This is a genomic window from Flavobacterium pectinovorum, assembly GCF_900142715.1.
Lineage (GTDB): Bacteria > Bacteroidota > Bacteroidia > Flavobacteriales > Flavobacteriaceae > Flavobacterium > Flavobacterium pectinovorum.
Genome location: NZ_FRBX01000005.1, coordinates 37,344 through 60,087, shown reverse-complemented (window position 1 = coordinate 60,087; position 22,744 = coordinate 37,344). Strand labels below are relative to the sequence as shown.

23 protein-coding genes are annotated in these 22,744 nt (G+C 32.1%); 15 read left to right on the top strand and 8 right to left on the bottom strand.

Annotation, left to right across the window (positions count from 1 at the left end):
* Together BUE22_RS17090 and BUE22_RS17085 are read right to left on the bottom strand one after the other, a co-directional pair.
* Positions 1–2,280 (bottom strand): TonB-dependent receptor plug domain-containing protein, encoded by a 2,280-nt coding sequence (locus BUE22_RS17090; RefSeq protein WP_073396879.1) that lies wholly within the window; start codon positions 2,278–2,280, stop codon positions 1–3.
* 78 nt (positions 2,281–2,358) lie between these two features.
* On the bottom strand, positions 2,359–3,072 hold the full coding sequence (locus tag BUE22_RS17085; RefSeq protein WP_073396876.1) for a pyridoxine 5'-phosphate synthase: 714 nt from the start codon (positions 3,070–3,072) through the stop codon (positions 2,359–2,361).
* A 117-nt stretch (positions 3,073–3,189) separates the two neighbouring features.
* On the opposite strand from BUE22_RS17085, the gene BUE22_RS17080 reads away from it, so the two are divergent.
* From BUE22_RS17080 to BUE22_RS17050, 7 genes are all read left to right on the top strand, one after another.
* On the top strand, positions 3,190–3,849 hold the full coding sequence (locus BUE22_RS17080; RefSeq protein WP_042565682.1) for a CBS domain-containing protein: 660 nt from the start codon (positions 3,190–3,192) through the stop codon (positions 3,847–3,849).
* Between the two features lie 94 nt (positions 3,850–3,943).
* On the top strand, positions 3,944–4,831 hold the full coding sequence (locus tag BUE22_RS17075) for an NAD kinase (protein WP_042565681.1): 888 nt from the start codon (positions 3,944–3,946) through the stop codon (positions 4,829–4,831).
* A gap of 173 nt (positions 4,832–5,004) precedes the next feature.
* Positions 5,005–5,688, top strand: coding sequence for a type IX secretion system protein PorG (gene porG / locus BUE22_RS17070; protein WP_073396873.1), 684 nt, complete (start codon positions 5,005–5,007; stop codon positions 5,686–5,688).
* 4 nt (positions 5,689–5,692) lie between these two features.
* Positions 5,693–6,433 carry an isoprenyl transferase gene (locus BUE22_RS17065; RefSeq protein ID WP_042565727.1) on the top strand — a complete coding sequence of 247 codons (741 nt, stop codon included), beginning with the start codon at positions 5,693–5,695 and terminating at the stop codon, positions 6,431–6,433.
* Positions 6,366–9,125 carry a BamA/OMP85 family outer membrane protein gene (locus BUE22_RS17060; protein WP_042565679.1) on the top strand — a complete coding sequence of 920 codons (2,760 nt, stop codon included), beginning with the start codon at positions 6,366–6,368 and terminating at the stop codon, positions 9,123–9,125. The genes BUE22_RS17065 and BUE22_RS17060 overlap by 68 nt, the downstream gene beginning before the upstream one ends.
* 60 nt (positions 9,126–9,185) lie before the next feature.
* Positions 9,186–10,214: an OmpH/Skp family outer membrane protein gene (locus tag BUE22_RS17055; RefSeq protein WP_073396870.1), complete on the top strand. Its 1,029-nt coding sequence runs from the start codon at positions 9,186–9,188 to the stop codon at positions 10,212–10,214.
* Between the two features lie 17 nt (positions 10,215–10,231).
* Positions 10,232–10,735 (top strand): OmpH/Skp family outer membrane protein, encoded by a 504-nt coding sequence (locus BUE22_RS17050; RefSeq protein WP_207761264.1) that lies wholly within the window; start codon positions 10,232–10,234, stop codon positions 10,733–10,735.
* Positions 10,736–10,968: 233 nt separating this feature from the next.
* Here BUE22_RS17050 and BUE22_RS17045 read toward each other — a convergent pair whose 3' ends face one another.
* Together BUE22_RS17045 and BUE22_RS23625 are read right to left on the bottom strand one after the other, a co-directional pair.
* Positions 10,969–11,208 carry a hypothetical protein gene (locus BUE22_RS17045; protein ID WP_073396868.1) on the bottom strand — a complete coding sequence of 80 codons (240 nt, stop codon included), beginning with the start codon at positions 11,206–11,208 and terminating at the stop codon, positions 10,969–10,971.
* 84 nt (positions 11,209–11,292) lie between these two features.
* On the bottom strand, positions 11,293–11,463 hold the full coding sequence (locus BUE22_RS23625) for a bacteriocin-like protein (RefSeq protein ID WP_117614823.1): 171 nt from the start codon (positions 11,461–11,463) through the stop codon (positions 11,293–11,295).
* Positions 11,464–11,575: 112 nt separating this feature from the next.
* Here BUE22_RS23625 and murI point away from each other — a divergent pair, with 112 nt between their 5' ends.
* On the top strand, positions 11,576–12,352 hold the full coding sequence (gene murI, locus BUE22_RS17040; RefSeq protein ID WP_073396865.1) for a glutamate racemase: 777 nt from the start codon (positions 11,576–11,578) through the stop codon (positions 12,350–12,352).
* A 4-nt stretch (positions 12,353–12,356) separates the two neighbouring features.
* Here the strand turns inward: murI and BUE22_RS17035 are convergent, their stop codons facing one another.
* Positions 12,357–13,553 carry a BamG family beta-barrel-assembly machinery protein gene (locus tag BUE22_RS17035; RefSeq protein WP_243396787.1) on the bottom strand — a complete coding sequence of 399 codons (1,197 nt, stop codon included), beginning with the start codon at positions 13,551–13,553 and terminating at the stop codon, positions 12,357–12,359.
* 39 nt (positions 13,554–13,592) lie between these two features.
* A complete protein-coding gene (locus BUE22_RS17030) occupies positions 13,593–14,918 on the bottom strand; it encodes a DUF4270 family protein (RefSeq protein ID WP_073396859.1) in 1,326 nt (441 codons plus the stop codon).
* Between the two features lie 231 nt (positions 14,919–15,149).
* Between BUE22_RS17030 and BUE22_RS17025 the strand changes: the two genes are divergently transcribed.
* From BUE22_RS17025 to BUE22_RS17000, 6 genes are all read left to right on the top strand, one after another.
* Positions 15,150–15,986 carry a DUF6268 family outer membrane beta-barrel protein gene (locus BUE22_RS17025; RefSeq protein ID WP_073396856.1) on the top strand — a complete coding sequence of 279 codons (837 nt, stop codon included), beginning with the start codon at positions 15,150–15,152 and terminating at the stop codon, positions 15,984–15,986.
* A 19-nt stretch (positions 15,987–16,005) separates the two neighbouring features.
* Positions 16,006–17,010, top strand: a complete 1,005-nt coding sequence (locus tag BUE22_RS17020; protein WP_073397340.1) for a Kelch repeat-containing protein — start codon at positions 16,006–16,008, stop codon at positions 17,008–17,010.
* 1 nt (position 17,011) lies between these two features.
* Positions 17,012–17,332 (top strand): DUF4907 domain-containing protein, encoded by a 321-nt coding sequence (locus BUE22_RS17015; RefSeq protein WP_243396786.1) that lies wholly within the window; start codon positions 17,012–17,014, stop codon positions 17,330–17,332.
* Complete coding sequence (locus BUE22_RS17010) at positions 17,333–18,448, top strand: sensor histidine kinase (protein WP_073396851.1); 1,116 nt, start codon at positions 17,333–17,335, stop codon at positions 18,446–18,448.
* A gap of 9 nt (positions 18,449–18,457) precedes the next feature.
* Complete coding sequence (locus BUE22_RS17005; protein WP_073396848.1) at positions 18,458–19,168, top strand: dioxygenase family protein; 711 nt, start codon at positions 18,458–18,460, stop codon at positions 19,166–19,168.
* Positions 19,169–19,274: 106 nt separating this feature from the next.
* Positions 19,275–19,991 (top strand): LytR/AlgR family response regulator transcription factor, encoded by a 717-nt coding sequence (locus BUE22_RS17000; RefSeq protein WP_073396845.1) that lies wholly within the window; start codon positions 19,275–19,277, stop codon positions 19,989–19,991.
* Between the two features lie 90 nt (positions 19,992–20,081).
* Here BUE22_RS17000 and BUE22_RS16995 read toward each other — a convergent pair whose 3' ends face one another.
* Both BUE22_RS16995 and BUE22_RS16990 read right to left on the bottom strand, forming a co-directional pair.
* A complete protein-coding gene (locus BUE22_RS16995; RefSeq protein ID WP_042565668.1) occupies positions 20,082–20,597 on the bottom strand; it encodes a gamma carbonic anhydrase family protein in 516 nt (171 codons plus the stop codon).
* 12 nt (positions 20,598–20,609) lie between these two features.
* Positions 20,610–21,596, bottom strand: a complete 987-nt coding sequence (locus BUE22_RS16990; RefSeq protein WP_042565667.1) for a PorP/SprF family type IX secretion system membrane protein — start codon at positions 21,594–21,596, stop codon at positions 20,610–20,612.
* Positions 21,597–21,740: 144 nt separating this feature from the next.
* Here BUE22_RS16990 and BUE22_RS16985 point away from each other — a divergent pair, with 144 nt between their 5' ends.
* Positions 21,741–22,640, top strand: coding sequence for a NifU family protein (locus tag BUE22_RS16985; protein ID WP_073396841.1), 900 nt, complete (start codon positions 21,741–21,743; stop codon positions 22,638–22,640).
* Positions 22,641–22,744: the final 104 nt, after the last annotated feature.

Below are 22,744 nucleotides of genomic sequence, written 5' to 3'. Positions count from 1 at the left end.
TTAAAATTTAAATCTCCAGCTTATTGAAGGCAATATTCGATACAAAACTTTTTTATCCTGTTTTACAACAACACTACTTTTATCATCAGCAACTTTAACATCTAAAACAACATAAATTGGATTATCAATATTGAACGTATTATAAATTGAAAAATTTAAAGCGCTTTCTTTTTTATTTGTTTTAAAGAAGAAATAATTTGCAGAAAGATCGGTACGAATATAATTTGGCATTTGTGCATTATTGTATTCTGAATATTCTTTGACCGGATTATTATTGATAAAATACCAGGAAGTTGGCATTGTAAATCGATTTCCGGAACTAAATATCTGGGTAACACCAAAATTCCATTTTGAATTTAAATCGTACATTCCAACTAACGACAGATTATGACGTCTGTCATATTTGGCAAAATACGTTTTTCCATTATTAAGTTCATCAAAATTTCTATCAGACCAGCTTAAAGTATAACTTAACCAGCCGGTAAATTTTCCGTTATTTTTTCGCAGCATAAATTCAAGACCATACGCTTTTCCCTTACCCACCAATAAATCATTTTTTAGAGTTGTGGTTTCATTAAACTGAGTTATACCATAAGGGTATTCCAGTAAATCTTTCATAGAGCGATAAAATCCTCCTAAAGAAGAAACCAAATTCTTTGAAATATTTTGATTTGAACCAATTGCAAACTCATCTGACGATTGCGGTTTAATTCCATCAGAACTTGCAATCCAGAAATCTGTCGGAATTCCAACACTTGAAGTCGTAATCAAACTCAAATATTGATATTGTTTGTTATAAGATCCGTAAAAAGAAAACTTCTCATTGGCTATATAATTCAACAGCAGACGAGGCTGAAAATGCAAATAAGAACTTTGCGATCCTGAGGTATAATAATTTATCCTCAAGCCCAGTTCTGCGTTTAATTTGTCTGTCAATTTTGGTTTGATGGTAGTAAAAATCGCTGCTTCATTGGCAGTAATCATACTATTTTGGGATGTATTGTTTGAACTGCTGAAGTTTTCAACATTCACTTTTTGAGGCTGTAAATCATGATAAACATATTGCAATCCAGACTCGACAGGAATATTTTTTATCCAAAAACGAAATGAATTTGTAAAACCAAAATCTTTCACATACGAAGAAACACCAAACTGAATTGTTGCCTGTTCCATACTCAAATCATTAGAATATTGGCTAAAATAAACAGCATTTGACATGCTTGTTTTTGAGGAAAGTGCTGTGGTTACAGAAGGAGAAACCGTAAAATTACTCCATTTCAGTCTGGTTTTTAAAGACAAATTATCGTCATTAATTTTTAATTTATCACCACTAACAAAAGCATCTACAGCAAATAGATTATTTTTAGAAATCTGAGATACAAAAGTGATATTTCCGTCTGAAAATCCATATTTCATATTCTGAACATCATTATTCTGGGATGAAGAATTTATCAATGGTTCAATAATTTCGTCGATATACGTTTTTCTTCCTGAAATATATACTCCTGTTTTTTCTGTTACAGGAATGGCAAAATTCAATTGTGAAGCCAAAATACCGACATTTCCCTGAATAGTAAATTCAGTAGGTATTTTTTTGTTCGGAATTAAAAGTGTCGTCGAACTTAATCGTCCTCCGTATTTTGCATTCGAACTTGACTTATCAAATTCTACCTCCTTAATATGATCAGCATTATAAAAAGGAAAAATACCTAATAAATGAGACATTCCATAAACCGGTGTTCCATTATATAATATTGCATTATGTCCCGGATCGCCACCTCTTACATATAAATATCCATTAGCATCGCCAGAATTTTGAACTCCGGGTGTTAATTGCAAAATCTTTATAATATCGGTTGCTCCTAAAACGGTCGGTAACGAAGACAATTCTTTTAAATTGAAAGATAATTTTCCTCCTGATAAAGTTGAAATACCATTTTTTTTGTCATTCTCTATAATCACTTCTTTTAAAAGTGAAATATCTTTTTCTAAAACAATTGAGATTACAGTATCTTTTACAAGATCAATATTGAGGGTTTTATCGAGATAACCCAATTGATTAATTGTAATTGTGATTTTGCCTAAAGAAATATCTTTTGAAAAATTACCAAGTGTGTCACTTAGTACCGAATATTTTTGATTATTTATATCGAAAGAAATACCCGCACCAATTAAATTTTCATTTTCAGAAGATTTTACATTTCCTGTTATATTGGCTTGAGATTGCGCAAATAAACCGGAAAAACAGAATAAACAAAAAATAATAATTGATTTCGACACTAGCTTTTTATATGAAAAGTGCGAAAGTAAACAATTATAACCCAATTATATCAGGTTATAATTGTTTTAATTTTAAACTTATTTCAATTTATTTAGATACATATTCACGACATTATCCAAACCAAGATAAAGTGCTTCAGAAATCAAGGCATGCCCAATAGAAACCTCTAATAAACCGGGAATATTTTGTTTAAAAAACTGAATATTATCTAAACTTAAATCATGTCCTGCATTGATTCCCAAACCTAATTCGTTTGCCAATTCTGCAGCTTTTACATAAGGATCAATTCCGTTTTTATTTCCTAAACTATATTGATGTGCAAATGCTTCGGTATATAATTCGATTCTGTCTGCTCCTGTTTTTTTTGCTCCTTCAATCATTTCATTAATGGGATCAACAAAAATCGAAGTTCTGATTCCGTTACGTTGAAATTCCTGAATAACTTCTATTAAATAAGCCTGATTTTTTACGGTATCCCAACCTGCAGAAGATGTTATAGCTCCAATCGCATCGGGAACCAAGGTAACCTGAGTTGGTTTGCATTCTAAAACCAAATCAATAAAATTATGCTGCGGATTTCCTTCAATATTATATTCGGTATAAACAATTGGTTTTAAATCGCGCGCATCCTGATAACGAATATGACGCTCATCCGGACGTGGATGAATGGTAATTCCCTGACCTCCAAAATTCTGAATATCGGTAGCTACTTTTAGTAAATCAGGAACATTTCCGCCTCTTGCATTACGTAAGGTTGCAATTTTATTGATATTTACACTTAACTTTGTCATATAAAATAGATAATTAATTCTAGTAACACTATATTTGTTACGACAAAAATACAAAGTAAAACGTAGCAGTTTTTGCTATTTTTTGATTATTTTGCATCAAATATCTTCAATTGATTTATGACAGAAATTACAAACTATATCACAAACGATTTTCGAGCAATTGATAGCCAGGAAACGATAGCATCGGTTCAGGACTTTTTTGCCGACTTGAATTTTTCTCATTTTCCAATTTTGGAAAACGGTATTTTCATTGGAAGTATTGCTTCTGACGATGTTGAAACTTTTGACACTGACAAAAAAGCAATTGATTACAAATATACTTTAGAACGTTTTTTTGCCAGAAAATCAATGATGTGGCTCGATGTTTTAGAAGTATTTGCAAAAAATCACACTAATACTGTTCCGGTTATTGATGAAAATAATATCTATGTAGGTTATTATGAAATGGAAGACATCATGAAATTTTTTCAGGAAACTCCATTTTTAAAAGAACAAGGAGGTATTATTATTGTTCAAAAAGGACTTTTGGATTATTCTATGGGCCAGGTAGCACAAATAGTGGAAAGCAATAATGGAAAAATTTTAGGCTGTTTTGTTTCTGAGGCTGATTTAGAAAATGTTCAGATTACAGTAAAAATTGGTGTGGGACCAATGAATGAAATCATTCAGACATTTAGACGATATAATTATGAAATCATTTCAGAACATCAGGAAGACGCTTATATAAACAGCTTAAAAGAACGTTCTGATTATTTAGACAAATACCTTAATATATAATTAGATAATGAAGTTAATATGTCAATTAGATAATTTCTTAACTAGCTGGCTCATTATCTGATTTTCTAATTGACAAATTATCTAATTAAAAAAAATGAAAGTAGCCATTTACGGACAGTATTACCAAAACAGTACCGAACCTATTATAAAAGATATTTTTTTGTTTTTCAATACCAATAATGTTGAAATGGTAATAGAGGAGAACTTTTTAAAAATGCTTCATGAAAAGGAACTCGTAAAAAAAGAATATAAAACTTTTTCATTAAGTACTTCATTAGATAATAGTTTTGAAATGTTAATAAGTATTGGTGGCGATGGAACTATATTAAGAGCTGCAACTTTAGTCCGTAATTCCGGTGTTCCTATTTTGGGAATCAATGCAGGAAGACTTGGTTTTTTGGCTACCGTACAAAAAGAAAATATTGACAGTTTTTTGCAGTTTGTAATTGATAAAAACTACACTATTTCTGAGAGAACCTTATTAAGCATAACCTGCGATCCAAAAAATGATGCTATTGAAGAAGATTTAAATTTTGCCATGAATGAAGTTACAGTAAGTAGAAAAGACACAACTTCGATGATTACCGTTGAAACTTATTTGAACAATGAATATTTAAATTCTTATTGGGCAGATGGTTTGATTATTTCGACGCCAACGGGTTCAACCGGATATTCTTTAAGTTGTGGCGGACCATTGCTTACGCCAGAGGTAAAAAGTTTAGTAATTACGCCTATCGCACCTCATAATTTAACCGCCAGACCACTTGTTATTCCCGATGATACCGAAATTAAGTTACGTGTATCAGGAAGAGAAGATCAGTATTTAGTTTCATTAGATTCCAGAATTGCTTCTGTAAAAAACGAATCTGTTTTAACGATCAAAAAAACAGATTTTAAAATAAAAATGGTTGAAATTCCCGGTGAAACTTTCTTAAAAACCTTAAGAAACAAGCTGCTTTGGGGAGAAGACAAGAGGAATTAAGCCTTTTTCTCACACGCTACTATACGATAATACCACTTTTTCTCGTTCTGCATGTATCGAATCCTCATTAAATGTCTCAAAATCATATTGCAAATTGAAAAAAAAGCACATTTAACTAAAGCGACGTTGATTCGTATCGATAATTATTATATTTGCACGCAATTCCGAATTAAATGAAGAAAATTTTTAATTTATTGTTATGTTTATTCCCCCTAATTACACTAAACGCTCAAATTAATGAGATTGGTGTTTTTCTTGGTGGAAGCAACTTTGTAGGTGATGTTGGTAAAACAAACTATATCGCTCCTGAAAAGTTAGCTTTTGGTATTTTGTATAAATGGAACAAAAGTCCAAGACATTCTTACCGTTTTTCATATACACAATCTACTGTTACAGGAAACGATCGTGAATCTGAAGAAACAGGGCGAAGCAATCGAGGTTACAGATTTGAAAACAATGTTAAAGAACTTTCTGCCGGTTTAGAATTTAATTTTTTTGATTTTAATCTACATGACTATCATCCAAAAATTACTCCTTATATATATTCAGGATTAAGTTACTTTATGTACGATGAATTATATATTTCGGGAGGTCAAACCAGAAAAGATAAAAATTCAAGTTCAATTGCTATTCCTATAACGTTAGGAATCAAGTCAAATGTATCTCCTAATTTTGTTCTGGGCCTTGAAGTTGGAGCCCGTTATACCTTTACAGACGATATTGACGGAAGTAATCCTGGTAACGATGCCTTATCATCTTTACGATTTGGAAATTTAAATAATAACGATTGGTATGTCTTTACAGGTGTTACTTTAACTTATACCTTTGGACTAAAACCTTGCTATTGCGCAGAATAATAAAATGAACCTAATAGACTCTATAGACAAAACAAACTTACCTAAACATCTGGCCATAATCATGGACGGTAATGGTCGCTGGGCAAAACAACAAGGGTTCTTAAGAGCTTTTGGTCACGAAAATGGTACAAAATCAGTAAAAAAAACAATTACCACTTGTGCAAAACTTGGTATTGAGTATCTAACGCTCTATGCTTTTTCAACAGAAAACTGGAATCGCCCAAAATTAGAAGTTGAAGCTTTAATGAAAATATTAATCAATTCATTAAAAAAAGAACTTGGCACTTTACAAGAAAACAATATCAGGCTTAATGCTATTGGAAATCTTGATAAATTACCAAAAACCGCTCAAAAAGAACTTCAGGACGTTATTGATAAAACAAAAAATAATACGCGCCTAACGCTAACATTGGCTTTAAGTTACGGATCACGAGAAGAATTGGTAAATGCCGTTAGAATCATCAGTGATAAAGTTAAAAATAATATAATTTCAATAGACACTATTGACGATTCAATTATAAATGAGCATCTTTACACGCAAAATTTACCTGACGTAGATTTATTAATACGAACAAGTGGAGAACATAGAATAAGTAATTTTTTGCTATGGCAGATTGCCTACGCAGAACTATATTTTACTAATGTCTTGTGGCCAGACTTTAAAGATCAAGATTTATATGAGGCTATTATTAGTTATCAAAAAAGAGAACGTAGATTTGGAAAAACCAGTGAACAAATTAAATAATTTTTTAGTGTTACAAAAAAGAATACAAATAGTCCTTACCCTACTTCTTTTGGGTAGTTTTTCACAAATAAAAGCACAAGAAAGAGTTCCTTTTGATCAGGGAAAAAAATACATTCTTGCTAAAGTTTCTGTTGTTGGTAAAATAAGCTTCAATGAACAAACCGTTGTTACCTTTTCAGGTCTTCAAAAAGGACAGGAAATAGCCGTTCCCGGTGAAGAAATCAGTGGTGCAATTAAAAAACTGGGCAAACTTGGACTTTTTGATGAAATTGCTTTCTACGTAAATAAAATTGATAATGATAGTATTTATCTTGACTTAAATATTGTTGAACTTCCTAAACTAAACGAGGTAAAATTTGTTGGTATCAAGAAAAGTAAAGTCGAAGGATTAATTAAGGATAACAATTTAACCAAAAATAAAATTGTAAACGAAAACTTAATTACAACGACCAAAAATTACATTGAAAATAAATATAAAAAAGAAGGTTATTATAATACAAAAGTTACTATTACAAATACACCTGCTGACACTACCGGTGGAAATCAGGTCAATATGCTTGTTCGCGTAGACAAAGGCGATAAAGTAAAAATTAGTAAAATTGACTTCATTGGCAATGAAAAGCTTACTGACAATCAGTTAAGAGCAGCAATGAAGGACACTAAACAAAAAAACTTTCTGCGTATTCTAAAAAAGTCAAAATTTATTCCTGAAAAATACAAAGCCGATTTAGAAAAGGTTGTTGCTACTTACAAGGAAAAAGGATATCGTGATGCCCGTATCATTTATGATTCTGTTACCTATAATAAGGAGAAGAATATGCTGGCTATAAAAATCAATATGGAAGAAGGAAATAAATACTACTTCGGAAATATTAAATTTTTAGGAAATACAGTATATTCAGATCAACTTTTGAACCGTTATTTAGGAATTAAAAAAGGTGAAACATATAATGGCGTTTTACTTGAAAAAAGAATTGCCGACAAAACAAAACCAGATGCAGAAGATATTACAAACTTATATCAAAACAACGGTTATTTGTTTTCAAACATCAATGCTGTAGAGGTAAGAACAGTTAATGACACTATCGATTTTGAAATTAGAGTTACCGAAGGTCCTATTGCTTATTTTAATAAAATATCAGTTGTAGGAAATGACAAAACAAACGATCATGTTATTTACCGCGAATTAAGAACTAAACCGGGAGAAAAATATAGTAAAGAACAACTAGTTAGAACTATTCGTGAAATTGGACAATTAGGATTTTTTGATCCTGAAGCTATCGATCCAAAATTCAAAAATGTTGATGCAGCTGCAGGAACAGTTGATATTGAATATCACGTAGTAGAAAAAGGATCCAGCCAGGTTGAACTTCAGGGTGGTTACGGCGGAGGTGGTTTCATTGGTACTTTAGGACTTTCGTTTAATAACTTCTCAGTAAGAAATATATTTAAGAAAGAAGCCTATAGGCCTTTACCAATGGGAGATGGTCAAAAAGTATCTCTTCGTTTACAAGGAAGTACATATTTCCAAACGTATAGTTTATCATTCTCTGAACCATGGTTTGGAGGTAAAAAACCGGTACAATTTAGCTCATCTATCTCTTATAGTACGCAATTTCTTAATAATTATATCACGAGAGATGTTGATAAGAGCAAAAGTTTTAATATTTTTACAGTCCAGGTTGGGCTTGCTAAAAGACTAACAGTGCCGGATGATTATTTTGTGTTATCACAATCTATCAGTTATCAGCATTATGATTTAAATAATTATAATACAGGTTTATTTACCTTTGGTAACGGAGCGTCAAGAAACTTAGCTTATACTATCGGAATTTCAAGAAGTAATAAAGGGGTTAACCCAATATTTCCAACTTATGGTTCTGAATTTAGTATCTCTGCAAAAGTGACACCTCCATATTCATTGTTTAATGGAATTAACTATTCAGATTTACAAAATCAAAAGGAGTATAAAACGAAATATACAGGAACAGAAGTAATTTCAGGTGCAGATGGACAGCCAATTAGCCCTGGAGATTACACAAAAACTGAAACAGTAAACGGAACATCCGGTACTGTAGGTGTAGGATCTGATTATGGAAGTGCTGATACTGATGTTGGAAAAGTCGACCAAAAGAAATACAACTGGTTAGAATACTATAAAGTTAAATTTAAAGCAGACTGGTATACTAAAGTATATGGTAAATTAGTTTTAAGAACACTAACAGAATTTGGTTTCTTAGGAGCATATGATCAGTCAAGAGGTGTTGTACCTTTCGAACGTTTTTATTTAGGAGGAGATGGAATGGCCAACTATTCTATGGATGGTAGAGAAACTATTCAGTTAAGAGGTTACCCAAATAACTCATTAACGCCGGTGAATTCAGCCGGAGATCAAATTGGAGCAACTATTTATAATAAATTCTCAATGGAGTTACGTTATCCAATTACGTTAAAAGCATCAGCATCTATTTATGCTTTGACCTTTTTGGAAGCAGGATCATCATATCCAACTTTTAAAGATTATAACCCATTTGATTTAAATCGTTCTGCCGGTGTTGGTTTACGTGTATTTATGCCTGCATTTGGATTATTAGGTATTGACTTTGGTTATGGATTTGACGCTCTGCCAGGATCTGTTACAAATAAAGCAAATGGATGGGAAACACACTTTATCATTGGACAACAATTTTAGTGTAGTTTTTAGTACAAATTTTATTACATTTGGCTAAAAATTTCAAAATAAAGTAATGTTATGAGAAAACAATTTTTATTTATATTTTTAGCCTTGGTTGTAGCTTCTACAAGTCAAGCGCAGACAAGGACGACTAGGATTGGCTACATCGACATGGAATATATTTTAGAAAATGTTTCCGATTATAAGGAAGCAAAAGCCCAATTAGAGCTAAAAGCTCAAAAATGGAAACAAGAAATAGAAGCCAAAAAACTAGAAATCAATAAACTCAAAGAAAATCTTAAAGCCGAAAAAGCTTTACTTACTAAGGAGCTTATTGATGAAAGAGAAAGTGAAATTAAATTTCAGGAAGATGAAATGATGGACTATCAGCAAAAGCAATTTGGTGCTGATGGAAATTTAATTCGACATAAAGCAGCGTTAGCAAAACCTATACAAGATCAGGTTTTTACAGCTGTTCAGGATATTGCAGAAGCTAAAAACTATGATTTTGTTTTTGACAAGTCATCTGATTTAACAATGCTTTTTAGTAATAAAAGATTTGACATTAGTGATCAGGTTATACGTGTACTAAACAGAACTGATAAGCGAGAGCAATTGACTAAAAAACAATTGAAAGAGCAAGAAGTTAAAGAGAGCCGGGAAAATGCCATTGACGAAAATCCTGAAATGGCAGAAAGACAAAAGGTATTAGATGAAAGAAAGGCTGTAAGAGAAAAATTGATCGAAGACAGAAGGCTGGAACAAGAAGCTAAGAAAAAAGAATATGAAGACAGAAGAAAAGCGATCTTAGCAGAAAGAGAAGCCAAAAAAAATGGCACGGTTTCTGAACCAGCTAAAACAGAAGAAACAAAAACTGACGCTACAGCAAAACCTTCTTCAACAACAACCGAGCCCGCAGCTACAACGACGACACCAACAAATACTGCCGCTGACGCAGCAGCAGCCAAGGCCGAAGAAAGACAGAAGATTTACGAACAGAGAAAAAAAGAGTTAGAAGACAGAAAGAAGAAAATTTTAGAAGAACGAGAGGCAGCTAAAAAAGCAAAAGAAGCCGAAACACAGAAAACAAATACGACCGATAATTAATTAATATTTTTTTAAAAATGATGAAACAAATCAAAACTTTACTAATTGCTGCGATACTAGTTTTAGGAGCAAGTAACACAATGAATGCACAAGCTAAAGTAGCTCATGTTGATGTTAGCGAGATTATGTCGAAAATGCCTGCAATGCTTGATGCTCAAAATCAACTACAAAAATTAAGTGGTACATACGATACTGAATACAAAAAAATGGTTGATGAATATCAAGTAAAAATCAAAAAGTATGAAGCTGAAGCTGCTACTGTAACTGAAGCTGTAAACGGTGAGCGTTCTAAAGAAGTTCAAGACATGCAAAAGAGAATTGTTGACTATAGAGACAATGCACAAAAAGAACTACAACAAAAAGAAACTGACATCGTAAAACCATTAATGGAAAAAGTAAGAGCTTCTATCCAAAAAGTTGGAAAAGCTAAAGGTTTCCAATATATATTAGATGGTTCTACTCTTTTATTAGCAGATGGTCCAAACATTACTGCTGATGTTAAAAAAGATTTAGGATTCTAAGAAATAATCTTATTATTAAAATGGCTCAACTTAAAAGTTGAGCCATTTTTTTTGCTCCTATAATTTTATTTTTACTCCTCCGTTTATAGTAAAACCTTCTATATCTATGCATCTCATATATCACCAAAAGTTGGTGCACTGTGCGGATCATTTACAACTCATTTATAGTTACTTTGTTTAGTATCTGTAAAATTCTTAAAGTTGAAAAAGAAAATTTTTACCATAATATTTTTTCAACCATAAATCCAAATTCGCAGTAAGCAGGAATTTTGTATACCATTGTATAAAAATTGCTCATCTGTAAAATATCCTTCCAATCCCATTTTAAAATTATTCTCTTTCTCGTAAATCAAGGCCAGATTAACTTTATTTATCGGCATTAAAGACAAAACCTGATTCGCTGTTAGATACTTTGCTTTTGCATCAGTAAAAGTATAAGATGCTTTTGAAATTGAAAACCAAATTAATTTCATGTCACAAAAACAACAAAATATCCAAGTATTTCTCAACAAATAAAAAAAGGAGTAATAAAACTCCTTTTTTACATTATGATTTTCTTAAATTCCCGGGCATAGAGTTGTTACTGGAACACAATCCCAAAGTAGATTCCCGTTACTATCTTCCCCACGATAGCAAACTTTACCAACCGGACAATAAGGAGCGCTTCCACCATTAATACTTTTAAGTTCTTCTTTTGATAATTTTTCGCAATTTTTAATAAATTTCATAGTTATAGTTATTTAAGGTTAATTGTAAATATAGTACTTTTTTTACATTTTCTTAACCGTTTTATTTAGCATCTAAATTGTAGAAAAACATAGAAATATGTAACTTTGTTCTATGACAAACAACAATCCTATAGGCGTTTTTGATTCCGGTATTGGAGGAACTTCCATTTGGAGCGCCATTCACGAACTACTTCCCAACGAAAAAACCATTTATTTAGCAGACAATAAAAATGCTCCTTATGGCCAGAGAACCAAAGAAGAGATTGTTGCTTTAAGTAAAAAAAATGTTGACTTTTTAATCGAAAACAACTGTAAACTAATTGTTGTTGCCTGCAATACTGCAACCACAAATGCTATTAGGGAACTTCGTGCTGATTATGATATTCCTTTTATTGGGATTGAACCGGCAATAAAACCGGCAGCTAATAATTCGAAAACCCAGGTTATCGGAATTTTAGCTACTCAAGGAACTTTGAACAGTGAATTGTTTAATAAAACAGCCGAAATGTTTCAAAACACAACCATAATTGAACAAGTAGGTCATGGGTTGGTACAGCTTATTGAAGATGGAAATTTGAATTCTCCTGAAATGACTGATCTGTTAGAAACTTACTTGCGACCTATGATCGATGCAAATATTGATTACCTGGTTTTGGGCTGCAGTCATTATCCGTATTTGATTCCTCAGATTAAAAAAATTCTTCCGGAGCATATTCAGATTATTGATTCCGGGGAAGCGGTTGCTCGACAAACTCAAAATGTGCTGCGCGAAAAAGTTGGTTTTTCTGATGAAGGAGAAAGCGAACCTGTATTTTATGCAAATGCAAATCCTTCTGTTCTAAAATCAATTTTGGATAATAAATATGAAGTAATACAAAAGGATTTTTAAGTCACTATTCTATTTTTCGCTTGACGAACCAAATTCCATCTAAAGACAAATTGAGGGATATTTTATGATAATTCTCTTTTATCAGATTTTCTGAAACTTTTCCTTTTTGTCCATAAGAATAGGAAATATTTAAGGCCGAAAAAGTATTTTCTATTGGTAATGTAAGTCCGATAGAAATTGATGCATTATTAACTCTTTTTCCATCAACTTCAAGGTAACCGGTGTCAAAATTGGCACCAGCAGCATATTGAACACGATCCCAATATCTTCTGATATTCTTTTTGGCGCTATATGTAAATCCAAGTGCAAATCGGTCCTGATTAACAAAATCTCCGTATAACTCAGACTGATTGGTATTCTTCCAAAGGCTTTTTTCATAATCTACAGTCATATTTAGATTATTCTTAAAACGTTTGCTAATTCCAACTCCTATTTCTAAAGGCATATAATAATCATCTGCATCTGTAGCAACATCCGATTCTACCGTAGAAACAACCTCATTGGTCAAAGTTTCTACACTTTGCACTTTTGAAGCTTTAACCTTTGTTGGCAATTTAAAAGTGGATGCAACCGTAAAAGTAGAATCAATTTGATACTGAGTGCCTAAAGTTGCGCGTAAACCACTATAATCTGTTTTTTTACTAATACTTGTAATAGAATTTGAGATTAGATAACTCCTGTCATCTGTTGTATTACCAAACAAAACAGTGGCTGAAGCTCCAACGGATATTTTTGTTCCAATTCTATAACCATAAGAAAAATCAAAATTATTTAATCCGCCAGAACCCGCCGCTGTTAAGTAATAATATTCCTGACTATCTGAGATAGGCAATTTTAAATTTGAGATTTTAAATGTCGCACTTGAATATGGTCGCAAAGCCACACTAAATCCTGATTTTTTTGTAACCGGAAAGGCAAAAGCAATATGAGAAAACTGAAAATTATTTCGTTTTTCAGATCTTGATCCGCTTTCATACGTTGTTGCGATTGCCTTTCCTCCAATATCAAACATAAAATGATTTAAAGGTAAGTAAGCTAATGAGGCAGGATTTAAATTATTAATAAAGAGATTTGAAGGCAAGGCTATTCCTGATGAACCAATAGACGGAATTGAACCAAAATCAGAGTCATACAAACTTCCTACACCATATAATGAATAAGGAGAACTTGAAATACTTTGAGAAAATGAAGTTAGCGACATTAGAATGAAGCAGCTTAAAAAAATTATTTTATTTTTCATCTAATATGAGATATAATAAACTTTTAGTTGAATTTTATTGTTTGCGTGCTTTTGGTCTCCTAACACAATTCTGTCTACAGATTTAGAAATTCCGGGCAATGTCAAAATAAGAGAAGATTTTGAATCAGATGTTTTCCACATTTCTTTTTGAAGAAACCCTCCTATCGGAATTGTATAACCAACATTTTCATTGAACTCGTCACTTTTTTGGTTTAATGTTCCATACACTGAACTTCCTGCAGAATTTAATAAAGTTGCACTAATTCGGTTTAAATTATCGGCTACATATACACGTAATGAATCTTCTAAAGGATATTGTTCTGAATAAGAATTATTAACCGGTTTTAAAATCAATTGGGCATCGACAATTGCACCTTTTTCTGAAATGTATTTGAGCTGTTTTATATTTGGAAAATCAATCCGGCAGGCCACTCCTGCTCCTGATTGAATGTACCCTTGCCTGTTTGTTAATGTACTGGATAATTTACTGCTTGAAATGGGTAAATTTTGAATTACCGTTCCGGTTTTATCTGAGGAAATAGAGTTGAACTGCTTTGAAACATCTGCAATGGTAAAGTCTATATAATAAGAAGTTTCATCGTCACTCTGATATTTGGAATAATACATCCTGACGACACTTGTAGTGGCATTAAAACCAATTACACTCGAAGAATTATCAATATTAGGAACCAAAACAAGTCCTTTTAAATATTCTGTTAAGTTTGTTAACCCCGTAATCTCTCTTTTTTTAATTTTCTGGAAAAGCTCACTTCCAAATGTAGCATCCATTTTAATATTAATCGAATCTTTTTCTGTTGGTCTGGGTTTATAGGCGATAGTTCCAAGACTTTCGCTGCCATAACTCAAAGTCGAGTTATTATAAAAACTATCATCGTCTGTATTCGGTTTTACCGTCTGAGTAATTCTATGAATATCAAACGTTTGAACTTTTGTTGTATCTCCATAATAGTAATTATCATATTTTAAGATCATCGAAATAGAATCGAAAACATAATTTACAGCTTCAGTATCAGAACCTGTACTTTCAAGAGTATAAGAACTTCCTGCTAATTGAAAATAGCTGTTTGATTTTATTTTCCCGAATAGAGGATCTTCATAATTACCAATTAAAATTCGGCTTTGACTTGAGGTTACAAGTGAATCAAAGTTTATGGTAGACATTTCGACCGTTACGGTATCAATTAAAATTACTTTATTGCTTACCGCCAAATAATCAGACCCAACAACAAACTCTCCGGCATCTGTATCGGTACCGCATGAAATTATTGTAAGTGCAAAAACCAACATCAATATATACTTATGCATAATCTTATTTTTTGAACAAATATAAAATGCACTCTTCTGCACTACACTATAACATATACAGTCTTGCCTTTTTAGCCTATAAATAGCAAAAAATCATCTACGATAGGTTTCGCCAAACAAATAATTGGTTCAGCCATAAAAAAGGGTATTTAGTCTATCAAAAAGAGCCATACATATATCTTCTTTTTTTTAAAACCATTAGGCACCTACTTTTGAACCAATAATTAAGTAATGAAAATAAGGCTTTTAATAGGTTCTCTTTTTTTGATTTCGTTTTTGAATATGAAAGCTCAGGAAAAATTTTCAGTAAATGCAAATTTGAAAACAGAGCCAACAGATAAAATAGATTTTAATGAAACCAGTATTGGTATATCATTTAGTACAGCAATCAATTCGAAAAACAAAATAAAGAACACAGTAGAATACTCGAATTTGAAGGTGAATTATGATGCCGGAAGTTTTGAGGTATTTGAAAATTTGGATCAATTTATTGAATTGAAAAACAAATTTGAAATTTCACACGAAATTTCAAATACTAAACTGAATCTTTCTTTGACACCAACGGCAAATTTTCAAAAGACTCTTGATTTTTCTGATGTAACGCTCTTAGGAAGTTTTGAAATAAGTCAGCAGTTAAATTTGAATACCAATATAAATGTTGGAGTTGCAAGAACAGCAGTATTTGGTTATCCGCAATTCCTGCCCACTTTATCCGTACAATATAAAGTAAACGATAAAAGTGCCTTGATGATTGGATTTCCGGATTCGAAGATTTCGTATTCTAATAATATTCGAAATGCATTTAGCCTGACGAATAGTTTTAATGGTACTTTTTATAATCTGGATCATACGCTTATTGCTAATAATGGAACAAAAATTAGCACCTCGCAAATGACATCGGCTTTTGAATATGAAAGAAACGTCGATAAAAACTGGTTTATAAATTTTAAGGCAGGTTACGATTTTAATAAAAAATACAATATTATCGATAACGACAATCATAAGGTTTATGATTTTAATACCGGAAACGGTTACATTTTAGGCATTGGCATCAAATACAAACAATAAATAAATTTAATACACTATGATGAATAATTTAAAAAATGGAATATTATTCGCGGCATTATTATCGAGCCTCTTTTTTATAGGCTGTAGTAGTGATGACGATGATGATTTAATAGGAAACTGGATTAAAAAATCAGCATTTGATGGACCAGCAAGATCTAGTGCCACTAGTTTTGTTATTGGTGATTATGCTTATATAGCAACAGGCTATACAGGAGATGAGTATTTAAAGGATTTATGGGCTTACAATTCAACTGGTGACTATTGGGAACAAAAAGCAGACTTTATTGGTATAGGAAGAAGTTCAGCTTCTAGTTTTACGCTTAACGATAAAGGTTATGTTGGAATTGGTTATGACGGAACAAATAAACTGAAAGATTTTTACCAGTACGACCCAACAAGTAATGCATGGACTCAAAAAACTGATTTTGCAGGTACAGCACGTTACGCAGCGGTAGGTTTTCAGGTAGGCGGAAAAGCTTATATTGGAACTGGTTATGATGGAAATTATTTGAAAGATTTTTATCAATACGATGATCAGGCAAATACCTGGACACTTGTAAATGGTTTTAGCGGAAACAAAAGGCGTAATGCTACCGTTTTTATAATTGATAATAAAGCTTATCTGGCTACCGGAATCAACAATGGTGTTTATCAGGAAGATTTTTGGCAATTTGATCCAGCTACAGATGTCTGGACTCGTAAAAGAGATATCGATCAGGATGATGACGATGATGATTCATTCAATGATGATTATGCAATTGTTCGTTCAAATGCCTCAGCTTTTTCTATGAACAATTTAGGTTATGTTGTTGGTGGTGAAAGTGTAAAAACAGTTTGGGAATACAATCCTACAACAGATCTTTGGGTAGAAAGAACGCCAATGGAAGGTGCTACAAGAACTGACGCTGTTGGTTTTGCAATTAACAACAGAGGTTTCTACATGTTAGGAAGAATAGGTACTACTTATTTTGATGATGCATGGGAGTTCAAACCTTTAGAGGAACAAAATGACGATGATAATTAATATGAAAAAACAATTCTTCTGGAGTAAAATCCAGAAGAATTTATTGTTTCTTTTTCTGCTTTTGCAAATTACAGCCTGCACAAGAAATGAAACACTTAAAACTGAATCTTTCAAAACAACTTCGGGTTGGGGATATTCAATTGCTTATAAAAACAAAACAATAATCAAACAATCTATTATTCCTGTTATAAACGATACAAAAAGTTTTTCGACAGAAGAAGATGCATTAAAAGTAGGAAATCTGGTGGCGCAAAAACTCAAAGAGAACAATTCGCCAACAGTAACGAAAAATGATTTAATTTTATTAAAAATAAAATTCTAAATGAACATAGGCAGCATCAAAAATACCAGCTCAAACAAAATTTTGTTCCATAGTATTATATGGACTTTCTTTATACTGACATCATTGATTCAATTTTATGAAAGCCCTTTCAGAATCAATAACGATTTTTATGTACAATGGGCAACGGGAATTATTTTGTTCTATCTCAACTATTTTTATTTGGTGCCTGCCCTACTTTTAGAAAAAAAATACTGGCTGTATTTCGTCTTCGTTTTTGCTCTTATTTTTGTTTTTATGGTTATCAGGATCAATTATTTTATTCCTGAATTTAATCATGTAAGACCAGCCAATATGCTGCCTCCTAAAATGATGCCTCGTTATGCTGAGGATTTTATTAAAGACGGAAGACATGTAGTGATGACCAGAAGACAGCCACTATTTTTTAAAATCGGACCTTCTCTATTCTATATTTTAATTATTACTATTAGCGCAATCATTAAAACATTAACTGAATTTTATAACAACCAACAAAACAAATTAATTGCCGAAACACATAGAACAAATACTGAATTAATTTATTTGCGAAAACAAACCAATCCGCACTTTTTATTCAATTCTTTAAACAGTATTTATTCATTGGCACACAAGAAATCTGATTTGGTCCCTGATGCCATCGTGACATTATCAGAATTAATGCGCTATATGCTGTATGAAACTGATAATAAAACGGTGGCTTTAGAAAAAGAAATCAATTACATTCAAAACTACATCGAATTACAAAAGCTCCGCCTTAATGATATCGAAGACATTTTTATAAATGTTCACGGAAATACCAAAAATAAATTTATTGAGCCTTTGCTGTTAATTTCATTTGTAGAAAATGCTTTTAAATACGGAACCGATTATAAAGGAGCGGCCCATGTAAAAATTAAGGTTTTTATATTAGATGACAATCTTGATTTCTGGATAGAAAACACCATTGAAAATTATGTTAAAGATCCTGACAATTCAGGAATTGGGCTAGTTAATATTCAAAACCGATTAGATTTGCTTTACCCAAATGCGCACGAACTTACCATTACACAAGACAATCAATATTACCGCGTGCACTTAAATTTAAAACTAGATAAAATTCAAACTGCAATAAGTCAATAATTAAGGATTATGGATAGAAAAAAATTCATTCGAAATGGTATTTTAGGAATTGCTTCATTAGCAACAGCTACAAAAATATTAGAATCTTGTTCTAAAAGCGACAATGACGACGATGGTACAGACACTTCTGCCGATGGAAGCTGTACAGTATCTCCTTCTGAAACCAAAGGACCATTCCCTATAAAAACACCAAGTCAGCTAGTTTTAGAAAATATAAAATCAGACCGAATTGGAGTTGCATTGCTGATCAATTTAACTATTGAAAACCAAAGCAAAGATTGTGCACCATTAGAAGGTGTTTTAGTTGATGTTTGGCATTGTGATAAAGACGGAAATTATTCTGAATACGGAGGAACTTCCATGCAGCAAACAGATTACACGTCTGTCCATTTTTTAAGAGGAAGACAAACTTCAGACACAAATGGAGAAGTTTCGTTTATTTCAATTTTTCCAGGCTGGTATCAAGGTCGTGCTCCACATATACATGTTGAAGTTTTAAGTGCTTCAGGCTCTTCATTATTGGTAACGCAAATCGCTTTTCCTGAAAATGTTGCCAGTGAAGTATATTCAAGTACAAATTATGCTTCTCATGGTCAGGCTGACACTTCAAACACATCAGACAATGTTTTTTCAGACAGCTTATCTGATGAATTAGGTACTTTAACAGGTAATTTGACAGATGGTTACACATTAAGTAAAACCATTACTGTAAAAGCATAATTTTATGATAATAGAAAGGTAATTTATGATAATTTTAAAACTTAATTCACTGGTTTGAAACTACTTTTGACTGCCAAAACAAATTTAAAAATCTAATTCCGAGCAAATGAAATGTGTAATTATAGACGATGAACCTTTAGCGGTTGAATTATTAGAAGATTTTGTTCGAAAAGTAGATTCACTAGAATTGGTAAGTACTTTTAACAATGCGATTGACGCCGTTTCCTTCATCAATCAAACCAATATAGATTTGATTTTTCTGGATATACAGATGCCCCATTTTTCGGGAATTGAATTTTTGAATACTATTGAAAAAAAGCCATTAATTATTTTTACAACTGCCTATTCAGACTATGCTGTTGAAGGATTTAATCTGGGCGCAGTTGATTATTTGGTAAAACCAATTCCGTTTCATCGCTTTTTAAAATCGGTAGTAAGAGCACAGCAAATTTTCAACCCAACAGCAGCATCTCAGGCCATTTCCGAAACCACTACAGTTCCGGAATTAGAACAGGATTTTATGTTTGTCAGGGCTGAATACGAAAATGTAAAAATGAATTTTGCTGATATTTTATTCATCGAAGGTTTAAAAGATTACGTAAAAATATATACTACAGATAATAAATTTACTTTAACCTTAATTAGTTTAATCAAATTAGAGAATCTGCTTTCCAGCAAAGGCTTCTCAAGAATTCACAGGTCTTATATCATCAATATAAAACACGTCAAATCTATCCAGAAAAATAAAGTTTTGATAAGTGACAAACGAATTCCGATTAGTGAAAGCTATAAAAATAGTTTTTTTGAAAGGATCAACTTATAAAGTTTAAAATTCCAAAATAAAAATAAATTCCAAATTCCAATTGAAGTTTGAACTTTCTGATTGGAATTTGGAATTTTTATTTTTTGGAATTTATTCATTCTTGAACCATCCTGAATACATAACGTAATTATTAGAAATTCGCTCAATTTCGCCTGCAAAATCGGATTGGTCTATATCTTTTACCTTTTTGGCCGGAACTCCTGCCCAAATACTTCCTGAAGTTACAACCGTGTTTTGAGTTAAAACAGCACCGGCAGCAACAATAGAATTACTTTCTATCACGCAATTATCCATTACAATAGCGCCCATTCCTATTAAAACATTGTCATGAACCGTACACCCGTGAACTATTGCATTGTGACCAATTGAAACATTATTTCCAATAATGGTTGGATGTTTTTGATAAGTACAATGAATAATGGCGCCGTCCTGGATATTTACCTTATTTCCTATTTTAATGAAGTGAACATCACCACGAATTACAGCATTAAACCAAACACTGCAGGAATCACCAAAAGTAACATCGCCTACTATAGTTGCATTTTCGGCAACATAACAATCTTCAGGTATTACCGGAGATTTTCCGTTTACAGATTTAATTAGCATAATAAAAAAGTTTTAATTAATTGCCGGACAGTTACAATCGTAACGTTCCTTTGTACAAAATAAATTGATTCCTAAAGTAATCTGGTGATAAGCACCTGTATCAAATTTCACATCTCCCGTAACTTGCGAATAGGTATAAGCAAACATGAAATTTTTATAATTTACACCTATAATTGGTGTTATATATTGCAATTTTTGAGATTGTACGCCGTTTCCTAAACTGTATTGCGCGCCGTCAAAACTTCTTCTGTACGACAATGCCGCCCAAAGACTTCCAAAGTCCATATTCTTGTATGCTTTTAAATTCATATCAAGAGATTTCTCTTTTGTCTGATCAAATAACTGAAACAAAACAGAAGGTTCCCAGGTAATGTTTTCGTGTTTACCAAAAACATATCCTACGCTCAATAAAAACTTTCTTAAATTATCGCTTTCATAATCTGTATAGATTTCCCTTCTGGTTTCAAGCAAACCCTGAACAGTCGCATGAGCATAAAAATCCATATAGTTATAGGAAGCCCCGACATCAACATTAAAATAAGAATCTTTTTGAATCGCACCAAAAACAATAGGATCAAAAGTAGTTCCGAATTGTGTTTCATCCAATTGATTTTGAATAACTCCCCCACTAATACCAAACGAAAGCTGATTCAAATCTATTTCATCTCTCGAAAACATAATATGATGTGCGTAAGTAAGTTTCAGCCCTTTTTGAGAATGATATCCGTTTTTATCATTAAAAACAATAATTCCGGCTCCTGATCTTTCGCCAATTCTTCCATTAAAACTTAACGTTTGAAGTGAAGGTGCTTCATCCTGACCAAACCATTGCTTTCTCGCGGTCAATCTTATCTTGGCACAATTCGCCGCACCAGCCATCGAAGGGTGAATTAAATAATAATTATCCGACAAATAATCAGAATAAACAGGCAGCCCTTCTTGAGAATAACAAAAAAAAGAAGTTAAAAAGACCAAATATAAAACTCTGATTTTAAACATAATAAAGGTAGTCGTATCGAAATAAATTAGAGACTCTGGAATTTTAGTACGATTAATTTGAAAAGAGTCTTAATTATTTTATTAAAAAATCAAATATAGGTATTAGTAGAAAATAACTTTACTAAATTTGTAAAAATTTAAATCATGACGAAAATCACTATAAAGGAGACTCAAAATCCGACTATTTTAAAATTTGAATTTGAGGATTTTATTACCCAAAATCAAAATTTTGAATTCAAAAATATTGATGAAGCCCAGGCATCACCATTGGCACAGCAATTATTTTATTTGCCGTTTGTAAAAACGGTTTATATTTCCGGAAACTTTATAGCTATAGAAAGATATAGCATTGTAGAATGGGATGATGTAAAAGATGCTGTTGCGGAGCAAATTGAAGCTTTTGTAGAAAAAGGCGGCGTAATTATCAATATTGACGAAACCAAAACAAAAAAACAGCCCATTACGGTTTATGGAGAAACAACTCCAAACCCATCGGCATTAAAATTTGTGGTAAGCAGAATGTTGACTAAAAATCCGGTTGAATATAAAAATATCGATCAGACGGCTTCTTCTCCTTTAGCAAAAGAATTATTTAAATTTCCTTATGTAAAAGAAGTTTTTATCGATGAAAATTACATTTCGGTAACAAAATACGACATCAACGACTGGCAGGAAATTACATTAGAAGTAAGAACATTCATTAAACAATTTATTGAAAATGGAGGAACTGTTTTAGATGAAAATTTAATTGAAGTTACTACAAAAAATGATGTTACAAAAGATGAAAATTTTGATAAATTAGATGTTACTTCACAACAAATCATTAACATTTTAGAGGAATACGTAAAACCTGCAGTTGCTGCCGATGGCGGAAATATTGCATTTGACTCTTATAATGAAGATGATAAAACAGTAAAAGTAATTTTGCAGGGAGCTTGCAGCGGATGTCCATCCTCTACTTTTACTCTAAAAAGCGGAATCGAAAATATGCTGAAAAGCATGCTAAATGATGAAGCAATTAAAGTTGAAGCTATAAACGCATAATTATAACTATTATAGTTAGAAAAAAGCATCTCAATTGGGATGCTTTTTTATTTGTATCTATCTAATTATCAGTAAATTATTTTTAAATTAATATCATAGTGTAA

What these genes read in the sequence shown, in the direction of transcription:
- BUE22_RS17085 (WP_073396876.1), bottom strand. Translation starts at nt 3,072, where the DNA reads ATGACAAAGTTAAGTGTAAATATCAATAAAATTGCAACCTTACGTAAT.
- BUE22_RS17080 (WP_042565682.1), top strand. Translation starts at nt 3,190, where the DNA reads ATGACAGAAATTACAAACTATATCACAAACGATTTTCGAGCAATTGAT.
- BUE22_RS17075 (WP_042565681.1), top strand. Translation starts at nt 3,944, where the DNA reads ATGAAAGTAGCCATTTACGGACAGTATTACCAAAACAGTACCGAACCT.
- porG (WP_073396873.1), top strand. Translation starts at nt 5,005, where the DNA reads ATGAAGAAAATTTTTAATTTATTGTTATGTTTATTCCCCCTAATTACA.
- BUE22_RS17065 (WP_042565727.1), top strand. Translation starts at nt 5,693, where the DNA reads ATGAACCTAATAGACTCTATAGACAAAACAAACTTACCTAAACATCTG.
- BUE22_RS17060 (WP_042565679.1), top strand. Translation starts at nt 6,366, where the DNA reads ATGAGGCTATTATTAGTTATCAAAAAAGAGAACGTAGATTTGGAAAAA.
- BUE22_RS17055 (WP_073396870.1), top strand. Translation starts at nt 9,186, where the DNA reads ATGAGAAAACAATTTTTATTTATATTTTTAGCCTTGGTTGTAGCTTCT.
- BUE22_RS17050 (WP_207761264.1), top strand. Translation starts at nt 10,232, where the DNA reads ATGATGAAACAAATCAAAACTTTACTAATTGCTGCGATACTAGTTTTA.
- BUE22_RS17045 (WP_073396868.1), bottom strand. Translation starts at nt 11,208, where the DNA reads ATGAAATTAATTTGGTTTTCAATTTCAAAAGCATCTTATACTTTTACT.
- BUE22_RS23625 (WP_117614823.1), bottom strand. Translation starts at nt 11,463, where the DNA reads ATGAAATTTATTAAAAATTGCGAAAAATTATCAAAAGAAGAACTTAAA.
- murI (WP_073396865.1), top strand. Translation starts at nt 11,576, where the DNA reads ATGACAAACAACAATCCTATAGGCGTTTTTGATTCCGGTATTGGAGGA.
- BUE22_RS17035 (WP_243396787.1), bottom strand. Translation starts at nt 13,553, where the DNA reads ATGTCGCTAACTTCATTTTCTCAAAGTATTTCAAGTTCTCCTTATTCA.
- BUE22_RS17030 (WP_073396859.1), bottom strand. Translation starts at nt 14,918, where the DNA reads ATGCATAAGTATATATTGATGTTGGTTTTTGCACTTACAATAATTTCA.
- BUE22_RS17025 (WP_073396856.1), top strand. Translation starts at nt 15,150, where the DNA reads ATGAAAATAAGGCTTTTAATAGGTTCTCTTTTTTTGATTTCGTTTTTG.
- BUE22_RS17020 (WP_073397340.1), top strand. Translation starts at nt 16,006, where the DNA reads ATGAATAATTTAAAAAATGGAATATTATTCGCGGCATTATTATCGAGC.
- BUE22_RS17015 (WP_243396786.1), top strand. Translation starts at nt 17,012, where the DNA reads ATGAAAAAACAATTCTTCTGGAGTAAAATCCAGAAGAATTTATTGTTT.
- BUE22_RS17010 (WP_073396851.1), top strand. Translation starts at nt 17,333, where the DNA reads ATGAACATAGGCAGCATCAAAAATACCAGCTCAAACAAAATTTTGTTC.
- BUE22_RS17005 (WP_073396848.1), top strand. Translation starts at nt 18,458, where the DNA reads ATGGATAGAAAAAAATTCATTCGAAATGGTATTTTAGGAATTGCTTCA.
- BUE22_RS17000 (WP_073396845.1), top strand. Translation starts at nt 19,275, where the DNA reads ATGAAATGTGTAATTATAGACGATGAACCTTTAGCGGTTGAATTATTA.
- BUE22_RS16995 (WP_042565668.1), bottom strand. Translation starts at nt 20,597, where the DNA reads ATGCTAATTAAATCTGTAAACGGAAAATCTCCGGTAATACCTGAAGAT.
- BUE22_RS16990 (WP_042565667.1), bottom strand. Translation starts at nt 21,596, where the DNA reads ATGTTTAAAATCAGAGTTTTATATTTGGTCTTTTTAACTTCTTTTTTT.
- BUE22_RS16985 (WP_073396841.1), top strand. Translation starts at nt 21,741, where the DNA reads ATGACGAAAATCACTATAAAGGAGACTCAAAATCCGACTATTTTAAAA.